We start from the raw sequence: 18,586 nt of genomic DNA, 5'->3' as shown, positions 1-18,586 counted from the left end.
AAACACACGCTAAACCTTAGTAACAATAGGGCTATATGATATTTCGCTTGGCTTTTCACTATTTGGTAACTTAAAATGGCTTTTATAGAATGTACATTGAGATCTTAACTGTTATGAAACAAAAACTCCTAACTGGCAATCTTATTTAAAAACAAGTAATTTTTTTTACAAACTTACTCTGGCTTTAAGCTTTTCAAAAGCGTTTGAGTTATCTGGAGATTGAAACTCATGGCTTAAGAGTTCTCCGTCACTAAATTTGATAATGCAGGGATAAATGCTATTGTCTGTGGGAACAATAAACTGATCTGCTCTGTCTACTATAATATTAGAATGTTCACCTATTTTTACGCCTGTTTTTTGCTGCAAAATTTTAAGGGACTCTATTTTTGTCAATACAAAAAAGATTCTTTTGTTATTGGCGTTTTTTTTCAAAAAATCTTCAGCTTCCTGAATGCAACCTGAACATCCTAAACCAGGAAGTATTACGATCCAGTCTATATTTTTTTTTATCCCGATATTATCAACAGCATCGGTTAATTGATCTTTTTCTTTTTCCTGAATACTTTTATTACATGAAAAGCAAAAAGCAATTAAAGACGAAAGTATGGTGTAAAACAATAATTTTCTCATGTTTATTTAATTTTTTTAGGTACAAATATTTTAAAGTTCAGACTTCCTTCATTAACATCTTTTTTATCTATGAATTCTATATTAAGTCCTTCTTCTGTTACAAAACTATTCTGCCAGTGCCAATCTTCACTCGTTCCTATAGTGCTTTCCCCCAAATAGCCAAAATTGCTATCAAGTATTATTACCGTTATAGGTTTCTCCTTAATCTGATTCTTAATTGTTGAATTAGGAATTGCCCTGCGCAAAAAACGATAATATACCTTTCTATACTTATCGTATTTGATCGCAGCATATAAGTCCTGGCTGGCAATATGCAGGATTAAGTTTTCTCTTGTTGTTTTATTTGGTTTCTTATCAATCGATAAAATATTTCCAGCAAAATTACTTCCTGCATATACAGTTTTGTACTGTTCGGAACCAATTTTGGTGATATAAAGTTCGTGTGAAATTGGAAAGCTGTAAATTACTTTATCACCGTCAGGATGAAGCTCAGCAAAAACTTCCGTAAATGTTTCATCATCCCAATTGTAATTGTTTCCATATAATGAAGAAGGATAAGTATTATTGAGTGTTAATTCATTTGTTTTAAGACTAATTCGTTCCAGAAATTTTATTTTAGAAATTAATGAATCGGGAATAGCTCTAATGTATTGAGCAGGGAGCAATAGCTCCTTAGAAGTTTCTAAAAAAGGGTTAGAAGTTTCAGGGAGGAATTGAGAATAATACAAAGATTGACTAGACGACTTTTTGAAATCCTGATTATCAGTTAATGGTATCTTATCAAATACTTTACTTTTATCATTAGTAATCAATAATTCCAAATTTTTATAATTAAATACATAAATAGAATCCATATTTTTAATATGATACCCCAAAGGCATATCAATTCCATCAACTCCATTTTTATCATAAGTTATTCTTTTTAAAAACTCTGATGTTTTGTAATTATAAAAATAGATAGAATTATTGTAGGTATTTAGAAAGGTTAGGTTCAATATGTTGTTCAAGTCTTTATATATTTGAATATATTGAGGTTTAGGAGCCGTATTGGTATCCAAAATAATTCTTTTTGTCTGAACTTCACTTAGCTGCATTGTCGCTGTAAGTTTCCCTTGATTTACATTTTCAATTTTGTTTGTATTGTATGTACAGGATAAAATCATACAAAAAAGCAGCAGGCTGCATAATACTTTAAGGTTTATTAATTTCATAAAAAGATTGTTAAACAAGACCAAACACAAGTCTGGTCTTGAATTATAAATTAATTGTTATTAATAAGCAATCTACAAGTGACAATCTCTTGTTGTAGTATCATACCTGCATCTGCCTGATGCTGTACAAAAAGCATTTGCAGAGGATGAGCCGGACGGTGTACATTCAGCATTAGCTGAATTTAATTGCAAAAGATTACTCAAGCTAGTATCTTGATTTGATTGATTTTCGGTATCTGTGTTTGAAAACATTACTACTGAAAAAGTAAAAACTGCTAAAACTCCTATAATTTTTTTCATTTTAATAAATTTAAATTTTACAAATTATTTTATGTCTTGTAAAAGTCTTTTAGGAAATACTACCTTTACCAAATATTAAATAATAGTTTCATTTGCTATTATTTAGTCAATAAAATTAAAGACTTCCTCTGGTTTCATTTGAGTTTAATTCATAAGCTCATATTTTAGTTAAATGATGTGTGATTATATTTTTTAATTAGGAGACCAGAGGTCTTATTTTCACAAAAGAATAACATTATAGGGACAAATTCTGTCACTTTGCTACTTGGCCATAAAATATTTATTACTTTTTCTGCAGTATCTGATATTATATCCTTCATATCTTAAACTGTTCAACATTCTTTTGATTGTCCTGATACTGCAATTGTAGTCCCCCGCTACTTTTTCTAGAGAATTCAGTCTTTTATGTTCTATTAAATACAGAAGGTAGCTTTCCTTTTCTTTTCTTTCAGTGTAAGTCATAATGCTATCATTTTAAACTAATCCTTTCAATTATATTTTCAAAATATCAGAAGGACATTAAATCCCAAGGCAATCCTAACTCTTAAATGATTTCAAATTAAATCAGCCTACTTTCATTATTCAAGTAAGACCATATAAGAACTTACTGGTTCATTTATCATATTTGGTAATTATTTTTTTCATTTCAGCTTTCATCTCAACAATAGCAGTTGAATATATTTTAACCTCTTTTCTTAAAATTAGCTGAGCAACAACTACCGCTTTTTCATGTTCTCCAGTTTCTTCATATAATTTTGCTCTGAGATATAATGGATAAAACCTGGAAGGAATCATATCGTAAGCGTTTTGATAAGCTACAACTGCTTTATCATACTCCTTTTCGCCCTTGTAAGCATCTCCTAAACCAGTTTCAATAATAGTTGTGTTTAACTGTCTTTTTGCTAGTTCAAAAATTTCAATAGCCCGCTTATCTTGTTTATTTAAGGATAAAGCTTTGGCATAATTCATCAAAAAATCCCCCTCATCATACAGAACAGGATAAACTTGCTCGTAGATTTGAACTGCTACAGCATAATCATTGGTATTATATCTCCTTTGTGCTTCATTCCAGTTTTTAAAAGCCTCATGCAGCTGTCTTACATCTATTATTCCAGCTGTTATAAAAACAACACTACTAGCTATACCAAAAACTTTAAAACTATTTTTAACTCCTTGATTTAAAACATTATCATGAACTAAAAATGTTGATTTTTTTGAATCTAAATTAGCCAACTCGGCCAATAGAAAATACATAATCACTTTTATAGGAAGAATCTGCATAGGATAAGAGAAAAAAGAAAAAAGAAGTATTCCCAATAAAGCAGACTTTATAATTTGCGAATACGACTCCAACGCAGGCTCAGTTGAAACACAAAATGTTGTATAAATTAATGCTATTAGAATTAATAAACCTGTAAAACCGTTTTCAGCTGTAAACTGGATAAACTCATTAAAGGCATAATAAGTATTATCTGCCAAATAGGATTCCGCTATTTTAGCATTTTCCTTAAAATAATTGGCTTGGTAACTCATATAATGCGCTTTGAAACGATCAAAACCAACTCCAAAAAAAGGAGAGTCTAAAATCATCTCGCTGCTAATTTTCCATATAAATGTTCTTCCCTGCGAAGAACTTTTTTTATAATTATAAATAGCAAAACTTATAAGGCAGGCAATTAATATTGATAAGGTTAGTAAAGCTATTTTAGAGTAGCCGCCAACTAATCTTTTTTTGAGTTTTCTAAAAAAATGAAACTTTAAATCAATTAATATTCCTCCGCACACCAATGCAGTTATCCAGGAGGCACGGGATTGTAAAACACAAAGCAGCATGGATATACACCATAGTGTAAGAAGGGGAATATACAAAAAAATGTGCTTTGAATAATGCTCTGCAAACAATGAAGATTTACCATCCTGTATTTGTAACTGACTTACTATTTTTTCATGAAACAAATACATCCCCAAAGCAATTATCCAAACTGCTACTAAAAAACCGGCATAAGGTCCGGGATTAAAAAAACTTCCCGTGATTTTGTACCCCGAATGATTTGAAGATAAAAAACCCAATAACTGAAAATATCCATGTAACGCTTGTATCATACCTGAAATTATAATACAAAGCAGCAACCAGAAAAAAATTTTGAATGAATTAAGTCTTAGAATGATATAAAAAATACTAAGTCCTAACAATTCCATAAATCGAATTGAAAATCCGTAATGAGATTGAATAAAATAACGATTAATGATAATGTAAGCAGCAAGTATTATTAAAACAAGATCAATCTTAGAAAGCAAAAAGATTCTTTTTTTACTGTACAGGATTTCAACAACACATAAAATAATAAGCGAGATGATAAAATATTGAAAAATAATGAACTTACTAGTTATTGTTGACTGCGCATAATCCTTCATATTAATTTGAGGAAGAATTAAGATAAGAATAATTACTGCAGTGATGCTCAAAAACTTTGAAAGAAATAAAACCTTATTTTTTAAAATCATTACCAAGCTAATTATGTTATTTTAATTTTCTCTAATCCAAATCTTCTTTTTTTATGTAAAACCTTGTTATTTTAATTTGTTGCGTATTTGTTAAATCTTACAAAAAATTCAATATTTATTGTTAAGACGTAAGTGATAAGTAATCACATTACATTATTCATAAATATTAAATTCATAATTTTTAATAGCCATTATTTTACTTATCTTCAAAAATTAAAAAATGTAATCGATTGTAAAAATATAAATATATTTACAAATAAATTATATATTTAAAAAATAATTTAAATTATTTATAAATTTAAACAAATAAGATTGTGTTAATCTAATTATAACTATTAAATAATTAAAAATATTGCGTTTTATTTAATTTTATTCTAATGTTATTTTAATGTTGCACACTTCTACAGAACATTTAATTAAATTGATAAAACATGATCAGATCCAGCCAACATTGCTACTTGTTAAATTACCATACTTGCAATATTATAATTTATTTTTAATGAATTATATTAATCAGCCTCACATTGTATAACAACCTGACTTAAATGAAATGAATAAATTTTTATACCAACTGATTTTGATTTTAATTGTGGCATCTTGCAAAAATCATTCGGACAGTTTAACTAAAGCATTAAGTGAAGCTGGAGATAATAGAAATGAAATGGAAAAAGTGTTGGAGTTTTACAAGAAAAAACCTTCTGATAGTCTTAAGTACAGAGCTGCGGTCTTTTTAATAGAAAACATGCCAAATCGTAAGTCTTATAAATCTTTAGCTGGGTTTGAAAATGCTTTTGAAAGCATGAGTAAATATCCCATAAGTGATACGCGAAAAGAGGTATTCAGAAAAATATTTGATTCAGTTTCACAAAAAGTTACTTTAAAAAACGCTGAATTGATTGCAGATATGCAGTTCCTTACTTCTAATTACCTCATAAAGAACATAGAATTATCATTCGAGTCATGGAATAAACTGCCAAAAAACAAAAGAGGTTCTTTTGAAGAATTTTGTGAATATGTATTACCATACAAAAGCGGAAGTGAACCAATTGAAAAAAATACACGAGAAAAACTGATCAAAAAATACTCATGGGTCTATAAAAAACTTGAAAACAACATTTCACTAAAAAAAATTGTGGATTCTGTAACAGCTGAATTTAGTCATTCCAGTATCACAAACATGGAAAATTACTACCCGCAGCCACTAAGTATCAGCCAGGTTGAAGATACTAGAGTAGGCACATGCGACGATGGGGTCAATTATATAGTGAATGTATTTAGATCTTTAGGAATTATTTGTGCAAAAGAAATGATCCCTCATTGGGGCAATCATTATTCCCTGGGGCATTCGTGGATTTACGTAAAATATGGCTCAGAGGAATATTCTACCGATGTACAGGGTGGTGTAGATTTAAAAAATCAATACATTGGTGAGAGTATTCCAAAAGTATTTAGAGAAAGATACAGCAGACAGGATCAATATACTTTTTCTCCATTTTCCCAAGATGTGACAACTCAATACGCTCCCACTGTAAATCTCAATATTCCCAATGTTTTCAAAGCACAAGATTCAAAGCCGTTCTTATATGTTTTCGATGTAGATAATACCTGGAAAGCAGTTTCATCTGGCAGATACAATAATCAACATTACACATTCGATGCTGTCGGAATTAATGTTCTTTACATGATTGGTATACCAAACAACAATGTTATTACTCCTGTTAATTATCCTTTTTATTTAGACAAAAAAAAAGAAATTCATTCCTTCAGACCTTTTCAATCAATTGTCAATTCACAATTACTGAGAAAATATGGAATTAGCAGCCCAAAAAGCACCCGTAACATTGACTGGATCAACAATCTAAATGGTTGTGTTTTTCAAGGAGCCAACAATATTAATTTTAGTGATGCGGTAACCCTACATACGATATCTAATTTTAAAAGTACCCAGATAAATAAAGTCAAAATAATAAATAAAAGAAAGTTCAAATATGTTCGATTTTACTCCAATGATAAAGAATCTTATTTAGCAAAATTATCGTTTTACAATAGTCAAGGCGAGTATTTAAAAGGAACTGTTATTGAAAAAAACAATTCAGTGGTTAAATGGACTAAAGGGGCTTTTGATGACAATCCCTTATCTTTTTCGGGAGGAAAAGAAGTTTCTCTAGGACTCAAATTCAATAAATCTACAGAAATCCATTCTATTGAATTTCAGGTACGAAATGATAACAACCACATAAATATTGGAAATCAATATGAACTTTTTTATTGGAACAAAAAATGGATATCACTAGGAAGAAGAACAGCTAAAGATACGGTCCTGCACTACTCCATTCCTCAAAATTCACTATTGTGGTTAAGGAATCACACTGAGGGTAAAGAAGAGCATGTTTTTACAATTGATAAATACAAACATCAACAATGGCTAGGATTTGATAATTTTTAAACCAGCGCCATTTTTCGTAAAACAAAAAGCCGCCAAAACACTGTATTACAAAAATAATTACATCCCAGTAAAATTAAAAACATATAACCTATCGCTTCAATGAATATTACGTTTGTCCAAGCCCAAGCTTTAGTAAATAATTAAAATATTTTTAAACACTTTATAAAAATTTAAAATGAAAAAAAGAATTCACTTATTTATTTTATTATTAACGCTTCTGTCTTGTTCAAAGAATTCAAGTCCTTTATCACAAGCTTTAGAAATGGCAGCTGACAACAGACAAGAATTACAAAATGTTTTAGACTTGTACAGCAAAAATTCTTCTGACAGCCTGAGATATAAAGCTGCAGAGTTCCTGATTGAAAATATGCCCGGGCACAATTCAGAAAAAAAAATAAATGGATTTAATAGTGCTTTTGACAGCATAAGCAATTATCCAATGAATGATTATCGCAAAGCAGTTTTTAGGAAAATATTAGATTCAGTCTCAAAAGAAACAGATACAAACAAAGCGAAATTACTCCCTGACATTAATACTATAAACTCTAAATATTTGATAAATAATATCAATTTAGCTTTTAATGCATGGAATAAAATTCCAAAACAAAAAAGAGCTTCTTTTGATGATTTCTGCAACTTTATACTTCCTTACAAAAATAGTGATGAGCCTATTAGCGAAAATTCAAGAAAAGAGCTGGCTTTAAAATATTCATGGGTTCCCAAGCTTCTCAATGAGGGAAAATCGCTTCGATATGTAGTTGACTCCATAACACGTGAATTTGATTTTCAAATTATTATAGAAATAAGGACCTTTTACCCTCAAACTCTAAGTATAAACGAAGTTGAAAAATCAAGATTTGGTTTATGTGATGACGGTGTGAATTATTTTGTAAATGTATTCAGGTCCTTAGGCATTATAAGCGCACGTGATATGACACCTCACTGGGGTAATCATCCAGCTTTAGGACATTCCTGGCTGTATGTGAAGTATGGCAATGAAGAGTATTCGACAGACGTTGTAGGAAACATTGACTTAAAGAAAGAATATATAGGCGAAAGCTTGCCTAAAGTTATGAGAAAAACATATAGTTTACAGCAGAATTATATCTATGCTCCCAACTTAAAAGATGTTACCTCTACCTATGTACCAACTGTAAAAATTAATATTGATAAACTTTTTTCCACATCATCCACAAAGCCTGTTTTATGCGTTTTTGATGTTAATGATCAATGGAAAGCAATTTCATTTGGTCAGAACCACGACAATAACTTTACTTTTAATGATGTAGGCATCAATGTTCTATATATGGCGGCTAGTCTTGAAAACAATACTGTAATTCCAATTAACTATCCTTTCTTTATTGATAGCTCAAAAAAAATTCATTTTTTTAAACCCGATAAATCAACATATAATTCCAGTATCCTATTGCGAAAATGCGGATTAAGCTCACCAAAAAACAGGAGAATAATTGATTGGATAAAAAACCTCAATCAAGGAGTTTTTCAAGGGTCTGATACTAAAGATTTTAAAAACGCAATTACGCTTTATAATATATCAAATTTTAATAGCACCCATATTCAGACTGTAAAAGTAAAATCGGTTAAAAAATTTAAGTATGTTCGCTTTTATTCTAATAAAAAAGAAACATACCTTAGCCTGCTCGCCTTCTACAACGTAGATGGAGAAAATTTAGACGGAGAAGTTGTAAAAATAAATAACAGGAAATTTAAATGGGAAAACGGAGCTTTTGATAATGATCCTCTATCGTTTTCTGGAGGTAAAGACTTCTCGCTGGGATTACATTTTTTAAAGCCACAGTTAATAGGAAGTATTGCTTTTCAGGTAAGAAATGATAATAATCATATTAATACTGGGGAGAAATACGAATTATTTTACTGGCAGAAAGGCTGGAAAACGCTAGGCAAGCAGACTGCAAAAGATACTACACTCTATTACAATACACCAAAAAACAGCCTTTTATGGTTAAAAAATTATAGTACTGGCAAAGAAGAACATATTTTTTATATTGATAAAAAACACAAGCAAAGATGGTTAGGATTTGATAATTATTAGTACAGAGAAGATCTTTACCTTTCATGTAGTTATTAAAATCTGAGAGTTAATGTATTACGTTTCAGAAGTGAGCCTAAGCAATATAACATATTTTGAGGCTATACCTACATAGTACACCAAGGAGATGCCTGCTAACGTAAGCATTAATTTTCGTTAGACATTTGCTCGTTCATCACATTCAGGAATTCCAATCTAACACATTTACAGAGCAAGGCTAATTTCAAAACTTAAGTCAAAAAAAGGACGGGATTAAGCTATGCTCCAAAGTTGTAGCTGTAGTAAGATCATATTTTATAAAAAAAACAGCAAAAGTCACTATTTTTTATACTTTACAGACATTTTTAAAAAACCTAAACAACTAAAAAAATAAAGAAATTAACACTGGCTCGAATCCTATAACCTTAGTAAAGAGTTAATTCCAACCTTTTGCTTGAAGATTTGAAACTTTTGACCGACTCTTTTGAAAATGTTTTGTGAAGCCCTGTAGTAAAACTCATCATTTATCTAAAATGAATAAAATATAACTGATTAAACTTTCTATGTGATTTTTCCTCTTATATAAATATAGTGATTTCCATTTTCAAGGTGTCTAAAAAATAAATTATACATGGTATTTTTATAGGCTAAAATTATTAACTGAGATTGGAATAGATACCTTTTTTGCCACAAAAAATTAAGACGGTTTTTAAATATATTTCAACAGGCTAAGTTATATGGCAGAATCGTGGCACAGTACAAATGGAGTGGATACCTTTTTTGCCACAAAAACTTAAATCGTTTTTTTGAAATTTCTATTAAAAAAGGATCAAAATGTTTTTTTTCATTATGTAGAATTATTATGTATTTTTGAAATTCAACACATTTAGAATTATAACACTCATTTCAAGCAAGTTAACCCGTTAAATTACCTAAAAAAAATTAAAAAAATTGGTAATTTGAGTTTTATGGCAAAACCGGGGCACAGTAGGTCGAAAAAAAATAAAAACGCAGGAAATACGCGGGTTCCAAGATTGACTGAAGGAATTTTTCCCTGGCCGACAAGCCTGTAAAGGGTCTTTTTGGCAATGCCAAAAAGCATGCCAGCTTCAGGAACAGAAATAAATGCCCTGTTCTCAGGTATTTTATCTATCAGAGCTTTGACTTCGCCTTCAATTTTAAGCCGCTTTATCTTCTGTTTGTATGCTTTTTTACTGCATATATGTGATATGATAAAAAACGATTAAAAAACAGCAGAAACAAAAATACATAAAAAAGAAAAACCGCTGTAAACATTTTGTTTACAGCGGTTTAACACTTATTATTAACTGATGTTAATCAGTACTTATTTGACTTCTTCGAATTCAACGTCTTCAACATTGTCTCCAGACTGCTCTTGTTGTGGAGCTGCTTGCTGACCTTCACCACCTTGAGCGTACATTGCTTCTGTAGCTGTTTTCCAAGCTGCATTTACATTGTCTAATCCTTTTTGGATTGCGTCAAGATCCTGAGATTGGTGAGCCATTCTCAATTCAGTTAAAGCATATTCTATAGCTGTTTTTTGATCGTCTGTTAATTTATCTCCTAACTCTTTCAATTGAGATTCAGTTTGGAAGATAGTACTATCAGCTTCGTTCAATTTCTCAGCTCTTTCTTTAGCGATTCTATCTGCATCAGCGTTAGCTTCAGCATCTTTTTTCATTTTTTCGATTTCTTCAGCTGTTAATCCAGAAGAAGCTTCGATACGGATATCGTGAGATTTTCCTGTTCCTTTGTCAGTTGCAGAAACTTTGATGATACCATTAGCATCGATATCGAAAGTTACTTCGATTTGAGGAACTCCTCTTGGTGCTGGCGGGATACCATCTAAGTGGAAACGACCGATAGTTTTGTTATCAGCAGCCATTGCTCTTTCTCCTTGTAATACGTGGATTTCAACAGATGGTTGAGAATCAGCAGCAGTAGAGAATACTTGAGATTTTTTAGTTGGGATCGTTGTGTTAGACTCGATTAATTTAGTCAATACACCACCCATAGTTTCGATACCTAAAGAAAGAGGTGTTACGTCAAGTAACAATACATCTTTTACATCTCCAGATAAAACTCCACCTTGAATAGCAGCTCCAATAGCAACAACCTCATCAGGGTTAACACCTTTAGAAGCTTTTTTACCGAAGAATTTTTCAACTTCGTCAGCGATTCTTGGCATACGAGTAGAACCTCCTACAAGGATTACTTCGTCAATATCAGATGTAGATAAACCTGCATCTTTTAATGCTTTAGCAACTGGCTCCATAGAGCGTTTTACTAAAGTATCAGATAATTGCTCAAATTTAGCTCTGGATAATTTTTTCACTAAGTGTTTTGGTCCAGAAGCAGTAGCAGTTACGTAAGGTAAGTTGATTTCTGTTTCAGCAGAAGATGATAATTCAATCTTAGCTTTCTCAGCAGCTTCTTTTAAACGTTGTAATGACATTGGATCTAAACGTAAATCAATACCTTCTTCAGATTTGAATTCGTCAGCTAACCAGTCAATAATAACCTGGTCAAAATCATCACCACCTAAGTGAGTATCACCATTTGTAGATAATACTTCAAATACACCGTCTCCTAATTCAAGAACAGAGATATCAAAAGTACCTCCACCTAAATCGTAAACAGCAATTTTTTGATCAGTTCCTTTTTTATCCAATCCGTAAGCAAGTGCAGCAGCAGTTGGCTCGTTGATGATACGCATAACTTTCAGACCAGCAATTTCTCCAGCTTCTTTAGTAGCCTGACGTTGTGCATCATTAAAGTAAGCAGGAACAGTAATAACTGCTTCAGTTACAGTTTGACCTAAATAGTCTTCAGCAGTTTTTTTCATTTTTTGAAGTGTCATTGCAGACAACTCCTGAGCAGTGTATAAACGACCATCAATATCCACACGTGGCGTATTGTTGTCCCCTTTTACAACACTGTAAGGAACTCTTTTTGCCTCATCTTGAGTTTCAGCAAAAGTGTGTCCCATAAAACGTTTAATAGAAGCAATCGTTTTTGTAGGATTCGTTACTGCTTGTCTTTTTGCAGGATCACCTACTTTAATTTCTCCACCTTCAACAAAAGCGATGATAGATGGTGTAGTTCTTTTTCCTTCTGCGTTAGGAATAACAACTGCTTCGTTACCTTCCATTACAGAAACACAAGAGTTCGTCGTACCTAAGTCAATTCCGATTATTTTACCCATTTTTTATATATTTAATTTTGATATACATTTTAATAACTCAGGTGGCATAAGTCAATCTTTGTGCCAATATAAAAAACGAAAGTAAATTGTCAGTTTACTATTGACACGCAAAAAAAAATCTGACAACATGGCATTTTCAAAACCTGACAATCATGGCACACGTCTATATTTCATGTCAATATTAAGGAGCCAAGTAGCTGATTCCTGCTATACTCTGTATTTTTTATAATGAACCGCCATCACAATAAAGGATACTACTTCAAACGAAGTGCACTGAACTTCAATTAAAATAAAATTTAGGTTTAGAATTACTTGGTGATCTAAATATAACGAACCCGAACAGGTCAGATAACTATAAAGCTAAGAATCTTGGAGTTTATTTTAACCTCCTTAATTAATATAGAATCAATCCTTCAAAAAAACAATTCCAAAAATTAGCCTTTTTAAGACAAACTTTTTTTCTTTTATTCGTAATTTCGATTTTTCAAATTATTTAAATTACAATTAAAAATGGCTTCATTTATAAAAGAAATATCTTTTCGCTGGTCAGATCTCGACCCCAATTTTCACGTTCGTCACAGTGCTTATTACGATTTTGGCGCACAGCATCGTATTGAAATCCTGTCAGAACTTGGTTTGACTCTAAGGGTAATGCAGGAACAAAACTTTGGACCTGTTTTATTTAGAGAGGAATGTGTTTTTAGAAAAGAATTAAAACTTTCGGATAAAATTTTCATCCATACCAAAACGTCCAAAATGAAGGCTGATGCTTCACGCTGGTCTATCATCCACGAATTCCGAAGAGAAGATGATACACTTTGTGCTACTATTACTGTTGATGGTGCCTGGATGGATACAAAACTTAGAAAATTAGCTTCTCCAACACCTGAAATTGCTGTCGAAGCATTGAGTATTTTCCCAAAAAGTGATGATTTTGTCGGGTTGTAAATAAACCGATTCCTTAAAATTATAAAACCGTTACAAATTAATGTAACGGTTTTATTTTATAACAAATATTCTGTTTTTATTCTGCTACAATTTTGTAATTGCCATTTAAATTTTCTCCTGAAACGTTTAGGATATAAAGTCCTGCTACTTTTTTATTGGATATATTCAAAATAAAAGTTCCATTCCCGTCTGACGCAATCTTTTCTTTAAGAATGATTTTCCCGGTCACATCACTTAAAGTTGCAGTTACAAAAGACAAATTACTATCCGGAATATGGATAAAAATCTTCTCTTTTGCCGGATTAGGATATACAACAATATTGCTTTTGCTTTGATTGAATTTATTGGTATTCAAAAATGTCTGATTGTATAAAGCTGTAACTTCCGCAGCAGTTAAAGCATAATTAAACATTTTAAGTTCATCAAACAATCCTTTGTAAGGTTGTGGGGTAGAACTTGCAAACAGTTCAAGCGCTCCAATGTTACCTATTACCAAATCAGTTGCTTCACCAATACCAACTGTTGTTCCTGTTGTATCATTCCCCTCACCTGTTAAAACGCCATTAGTATATATTCTTAATTTAGATGCAGTAAGATCTCTCATGACAACCACATTTACCCAATTATTGTTATAATAATTAGTTGCTGGAAGGGTTGATTTAATTTCTGTTTTCGTTTTATCATCAGAATCTATTGCAAATCGCAATTCGTTACTTTTGATTTCTACATTAAATCTTTTTCCTGTTGCACCCGTTGCAGGCTTTTTTGTGATTGATCCTTTACATAAAATATACGAACTTGATGTCGATCCTGTTGGCATTTGAGCAGGATCTGCCTTCATCCAAAATGAAATAGCAAAAGAATTTTTATCAAATAATATCTGATCCTGATTTGGGATACTTACCATAAGTTTATTTGGCAATAATGTTGCAAAATCTATCGCTTTGTTCTCTTTTCCTGCTACACGAACAGTACTATTATCAAAAGCTGCATCTAACTGACCATCATTTGCATAGTTTGTAATATCAGCAATTTGCTGACCTTCTCCTGCAGTTTCCTTAAACGGCCAATGACCAACAAGTTCTGGCGTGAGGGCACGGAAATTCCACACATCGCCAGTTATTGTTCCTTTAGCATTAGAAGCATCAATTCTCCAATAGTACGTTATTGCCGGACTTAATCCTGTGAGTTGATATACTGGAGCAGTAACATAAGCTACATCGCCCAGTTTTGTTAAGTTTAAAGGATCTGTACCAAAATAAACAGCATAAGTTGTTGTGTTCGTACTTCCGCTCCATTTCAACGTTAAATTACCACCTGATAACTGAATATTAGTAAGTCCTGTACCTGGATTAGGCACTGAGGCTTTTGTTGGTGCTGAAGGAATTGGAGGTGTCGTTACCGTTCCTGTTTCGTATACAGATGATTCTGTAGTATTTTTTGCTTTAACGCGATAATAATATTGGGTATTTGGATCCAAACCAGTGTCATTATAACTTGTAACGTTTGCTCCAAGGGTAGCGATAACATTATAATCTGTACCATTCACTGAACGCTCCACGATATAATTATCTTCATTAGTAGCTGCATCAATCCAATTTATTTTTAAAGAACTTGATGATGGAACTTCAGTAGAAACCACATTAGTAAAATTCACATTTGACGGTGGAACAACAAAGTCTGCAGGGGTTATATTAGTCAGTCCATTAATATACACTTCAATATTCAGATAAGGAGCATTTGTTGTACTTACTGCCAAAGCATCAGCAGTATTTTTATCTAATCCATTAGCGTCTTCCCATGCATCCGGCATTCCGTCATTATCGGTATCCAAAGAGGCCGGAGCGCCATAAACATGTCCTGCTCCACCGTTGATGAAACCAAATTTACTTGTCAAATCGCTTTGTACATACACATACGTAGCGGTTGTGCCTTTAGACATCAAGTCTGAAATCATTAAATTTTCCACCTGATCACGTCTTGGATACGAAGCCCCAACACTCGCTACAATTTTATTATAAGCATCCACAGCAGACAATGTTGGGTTTTTCATCGGGTAATCATATGGTGCTGACAAAAGAGTGGCTACATCTCCCGTAGGATATCCTGTTAAGTCGTAAGGAACTAACGTACCATTTAGCACCCCATCCTTATTGTTGTCAAAATAATTTCCAGAGCCATATAAAGAGAAATTATCATTGCCGCGGTTAAAAGGTGATGAAACCGTAGTACTTGTATTTGGTCCTCCTATAAAATAATTATTGATAATATTAACATCTGAACCTCCGGCAGAATCTCCACCCATAATGTAGGCATCACCGGATTCAGTATGTCCATAAGTATTTCCGTAGTTCCCCCAGTTGTAGACAACGTTGTTTACAAACTCATTAATCCCTTTTACTTTATTGTTACGGGTTTTGTTACATATATATAAATTACCTATTAAACTTATTTTACCGCCAGCCGGAGGCTGCATCAATCCTCCCGCTGAATGATTGTGACGGTGCATTCCCTGTCCAATAATAGAATTTTGAATCGTTATGTTATCCGGGCTTACACCTTTGCTATCCCAGTTAACAGAAAACACTTCGTCTGTACCCCAGGTAAAACTCATATGGTCCAAAATTATATTTGCCCCATTTGAGATACCCGATGCATCTTGATTTTGAGTGGTCGCTCCAAAACGAATACGAACATAACGGGCAATTGTGTTACTAGCTCCGGTAAATGACACCTTAGCTCCCAGCAGCACAATTCCTTCTCCTGTTGCAGTCTGCCCGGCGATAGTTGTGTTTTTTGCTATTGCAATCGAAGAGGCTACGTTAATAATACCTCCTACTTTAAAAATTACAAATCTTCCTTCCTGACTAACGGCATCACGAAATGATCCCGGTCCGCTGTCATTTAAATTGGTTACTAAATAAATCTGAGGATTTGCAGCCCCTCTGGCTCCTGTGGTAAATCGTCCAAAACCGGTAGCTTCCGGAAATGCTAATGTCTGGGCATTCAAATCACCATAAAAAGTGATTAACCCGCAAATCATAAAAACTTTAAGCATATGCTTAAATGTTAAAGTAATTTTCTTGGTCATAATTGGTTAAAATTGGTTAAATAGTTATAACCAATTTAGTTATAAGCCAATAAGATACTGTCCTGCCCCATCCTGCATCCTTTTAATGCCTCATGATAGCCATGAGATAATTCTTTTAATATTATGAAACTATTTTTGATAGCTGTAAAACTTCGTAAATTAGCGTCTTAATGTCTAATTCAGAATTAAATCGTATGATCGACTTCACAAAAGACTTCAGAATAGCTGTCTTCATAGCTATAATAGCCATCACAACCATTATTTTAGGTGCGATAACAGAAAAAGTACTTCGCTACTTTTTACATCAAAAGTTGAACAATAAAGAATACGATCCAACGGGTTTTAAGTTTTTAAAACATTTAATTATTACGGTGATTTACATTTTAGGATTTGCTTTTGCTTTAATCCAAATTCCCGAATTTAAGATTATAGGACATTCTTTTTTGGCAGGTGCCGGCGTTATTTCTTTAGTAGCAGGTCTTGCTTCTCAACAGGCTTTAAGTAATATTGTAAGCGGTATTTTTCTGGTCATTTTTAAACCTTTTAAAATTAATGACAAAATAACTATTGATAAATTTGTCGGTACGGTCGAAGATATCAATTTAAGGCAGGTTGTTCTGAAAGATGCAGAGAACAATCGAATCATCATTCCGAATTCCGTCATTAGTAATCAGATTATCATAAATACAAATATGCACGACACCAAATGCTGTAAAATAATCGAAATTGGGATTGGATATGAATCTGATATTGACAAAGCATTACAAATAATGAAAGATGAAATTGCCAAACATCCTCTTTTTATTGACACCAGAACTCCAGAGAATAAAAAGCAGAAACAACCTTTAGTAATTGCAAGAGTTGTGGCTTTGGCTGATTCAAGCGTAACCCTGAAAGCATGGGGCTGGGCAAAAAATTCTACTGATGGTTTTGTAATGTATTGTGATTTACTGCAGAGTATAAAAAAACGTTTTGATGAAGCAGAAATCAACATTCCTTATCCACAAAGAGTCGTAACAATAAAAACAGATCAAAGTCAGCCTCATTCCTAAAGCAGCATTAAATATCGTATCTCTAATAGGCTCATTTTATATTATTCCCACTTTCTGATAATTTTAAGATTATAATTTTTGCCTTTCAAATGCATAGCGGTAAATTTATAATTCTCAAATAAATTCGCTTTCAAATGAAAACCATAAAACTTTTATTATTGCTGCTCCCTCTTATTTGCTTTTCGCAGGAAGAAAAGATAAAACAGCTCGATATTAATTTAAGTAATTACGAATATCCTTTTCCTGTAAAGTTTTTTGAACTGAACAATCAGCGTCAGCTTTTAAAAATGGCTTATATGGACATAACCCCTTCCCACTACAACCATAAAAATATTGTTTTACTGCACGGAAAAAATTTCAACGGAACCTATTGGGAAACCACTATCAAAGCCCTTACAAAAGAAGGTTTCAGAGTTATTGTTCCCGATCAGATTGGTTTTGGAAAATCATCAAAACCGGAAAGTTTTCAGTACACATTTCAGCAGTTTGCTGAGAATACGAAAAAGCTGCTAGATCATTTAGGAATTGAAAAAACAGCTGTTTTAGGGCATTCAATGGGCGGAATGCTAGCTACAAGGTTTGCACTGATGTATCCTGAAACTGCAGAAAAATTAGTTTTGGAAAATCCGATTGGTTTAGAAGACTGGAAATTAGTTGTTCCGTACAAACCTGTCGATTGGTGGTACGAAAGCGAATTAAAACAAAATTACGAAGCCATCAAAAAATACCAAATGGCAAATTATTATGACGGAAAATGGAATGCTGATTTCCAAAAATGGGCAGAGTTAGGTGCCGGCTGGACAACTGCTTCAAACTATAATATTGTAGCATGGAATTCGGCATTGATGTACGATATGATTTTCACACAGCCTGTTTTATATGAATTTAAAAACATCAAAAGTCCAACATTATTAATCATTGGAACAAGGGATAAAACCGCTTTAGGAAAACCGCTTGTTTCGGAAGAAGTCAGGAAAACAATGGGCAATTATGCCGAATTGGGCAAAAAAACACAAAAAGCAATTCTCAATTCTAAACTTGTAGAAATTGCAGACACCGGACATTTGCCACATATTGAATCTTTTGATGCATTTATAAAACCTTTAATCGTATTTTTGAAACAATAA

Annotated in this window: 11 protein-coding genes; 5 read left to right on the top strand and 6 right to left on the bottom strand. The window is 32.5% G+C overall.

The genetic code is table 11. The annotated features are described in order from the left end of the window. Window positions 1-165 precede the first annotated feature (165 nt). From JE46_RS11525 to JE46_RS11505, 4 genes are all read right to left on the bottom strand, one after another. The gene (locus JE46_RS11525) at window positions 166-630 is read right to left on the bottom strand and encodes a hypothetical protein (protein WP_031455435.1); all 465 of its coding nucleotides are present in this window, start codon (window positions 628-630) and stop codon (window positions 166-168) included. Between the two features lie 2 nt (window positions 631-632). Further along, on the bottom strand, window positions 633-1,841 hold the full coding sequence (locus tag JE46_RS11520; RefSeq protein WP_083480874.1) for a DUF4221 family protein: 1,209 nt from the start codon (window positions 1,839-1,841) through the stop codon (window positions 633-635). A gap of 72 nt (window positions 1,842-1,913) precedes the next feature. Beyond that, window positions 1,914-2,141, bottom strand: coding sequence for a hypothetical protein (locus JE46_RS11515; RefSeq protein ID WP_031455433.1), 228 nt, complete (start codon window positions 2,139-2,141; stop codon window positions 1,914-1,916). Window positions 2,142-2,753: 612 nt separating this feature from the next. Further along, a complete protein-coding gene (locus tag JE46_RS11505; RefSeq protein WP_167343431.1) occupies window positions 2,754-4,244 on the bottom strand; it encodes an O-antigen ligase family protein in 1,491 nt (496 codons plus the stop codon). Between the two features lie 952 nt (window positions 4,245-5,196). Here JE46_RS11505 and JE46_RS11500 point away from each other — a divergent pair. After that, window positions 5,197-7,092 carry a hypothetical protein gene (locus tag JE46_RS11500; protein ID WP_031455430.1) on the top strand — a complete coding sequence of 632 codons (1,896 nt, stop codon included), beginning with the start codon at window positions 5,197-5,199 and terminating at the stop codon, window positions 7,090-7,092. A 175-nt stretch (window positions 7,093-7,267) separates the two neighbouring features. Continuing rightward, window positions 7,268-9,166, top strand: coding sequence for a hypothetical protein (locus tag JE46_RS11495; RefSeq protein WP_031455429.1), 1,899 nt, complete (start codon window positions 7,268-7,270; stop codon window positions 9,164-9,166). 1,321 nt (window positions 9,167-10,487) lie between these two features. Here JE46_RS11495 and dnaK read toward each other — a convergent pair. Continuing rightward, the gene (gene dnaK / locus JE46_RS11490; protein ID WP_031455428.1) at window positions 10,488-12,368 is read right to left on the bottom strand and encodes a molecular chaperone DnaK; all 1,881 of its coding nucleotides are present in this window, start codon (window positions 12,366-12,368) and stop codon (window positions 10,488-10,490) included. 510 nt (window positions 12,369-12,878) lie between these two features. Between dnaK and JE46_RS11485 the strand changes: the two genes are divergently transcribed. Beyond that, entirely contained in the window at window positions 12,879-13,316 is a 438-nt protein-coding gene (locus JE46_RS11485; protein WP_031455427.1) for an acyl-CoA thioesterase, read from the top strand. Window positions 13,317-13,392: 76 nt separating this feature from the next. Here the strand turns inward: JE46_RS11485 and JE46_RS11480 are convergent, their stop codons facing one another. Then, window positions 13,393-16,374, bottom strand: a complete 2,982-nt coding sequence (locus tag JE46_RS11480; RefSeq protein WP_031455426.1) for a LamG-like jellyroll fold domain-containing protein — start codon at window positions 16,372-16,374, stop codon at window positions 13,393-13,395. Window positions 16,375-16,577: 203 nt separating this feature from the next. Here JE46_RS11480 and JE46_RS11475 point away from each other — a divergent pair, with 203 nt between their 5' ends. Together JE46_RS11475 and JE46_RS11470 are read left to right on the top strand one after the other, a co-directional pair. Next, on the top strand, window positions 16,578-17,459 hold the full coding sequence (locus JE46_RS11475) for a mechanosensitive ion channel family protein (protein WP_236010721.1): 882 nt from the start codon (window positions 16,578-16,580) through the stop codon (window positions 17,457-17,459). 134 nt (window positions 17,460-17,593) lie between these two features. Further along, window positions 17,594-18,586: an alpha/beta fold hydrolase gene (locus JE46_RS11470; protein ID WP_031455424.1), complete on the top strand. Its 993-nt coding sequence runs from the start codon at window positions 17,594-17,596 to the stop codon at window positions 18,584-18,586.

The sequence above is a fragment of the Flavobacterium chungangense LMG 26729 genome (genome assembly GCF_000735715.2).
GTDB classification, from domain to species: domain Bacteria; phylum Bacteroidota; class Bacteroidia; order Flavobacteriales; family Flavobacteriaceae; genus Flavobacterium; species Flavobacterium chungangense.
Note: the sequence above shows the minus strand (reverse complement) of the source record. Positions and strands in the feature narration are given on the sequence as shown.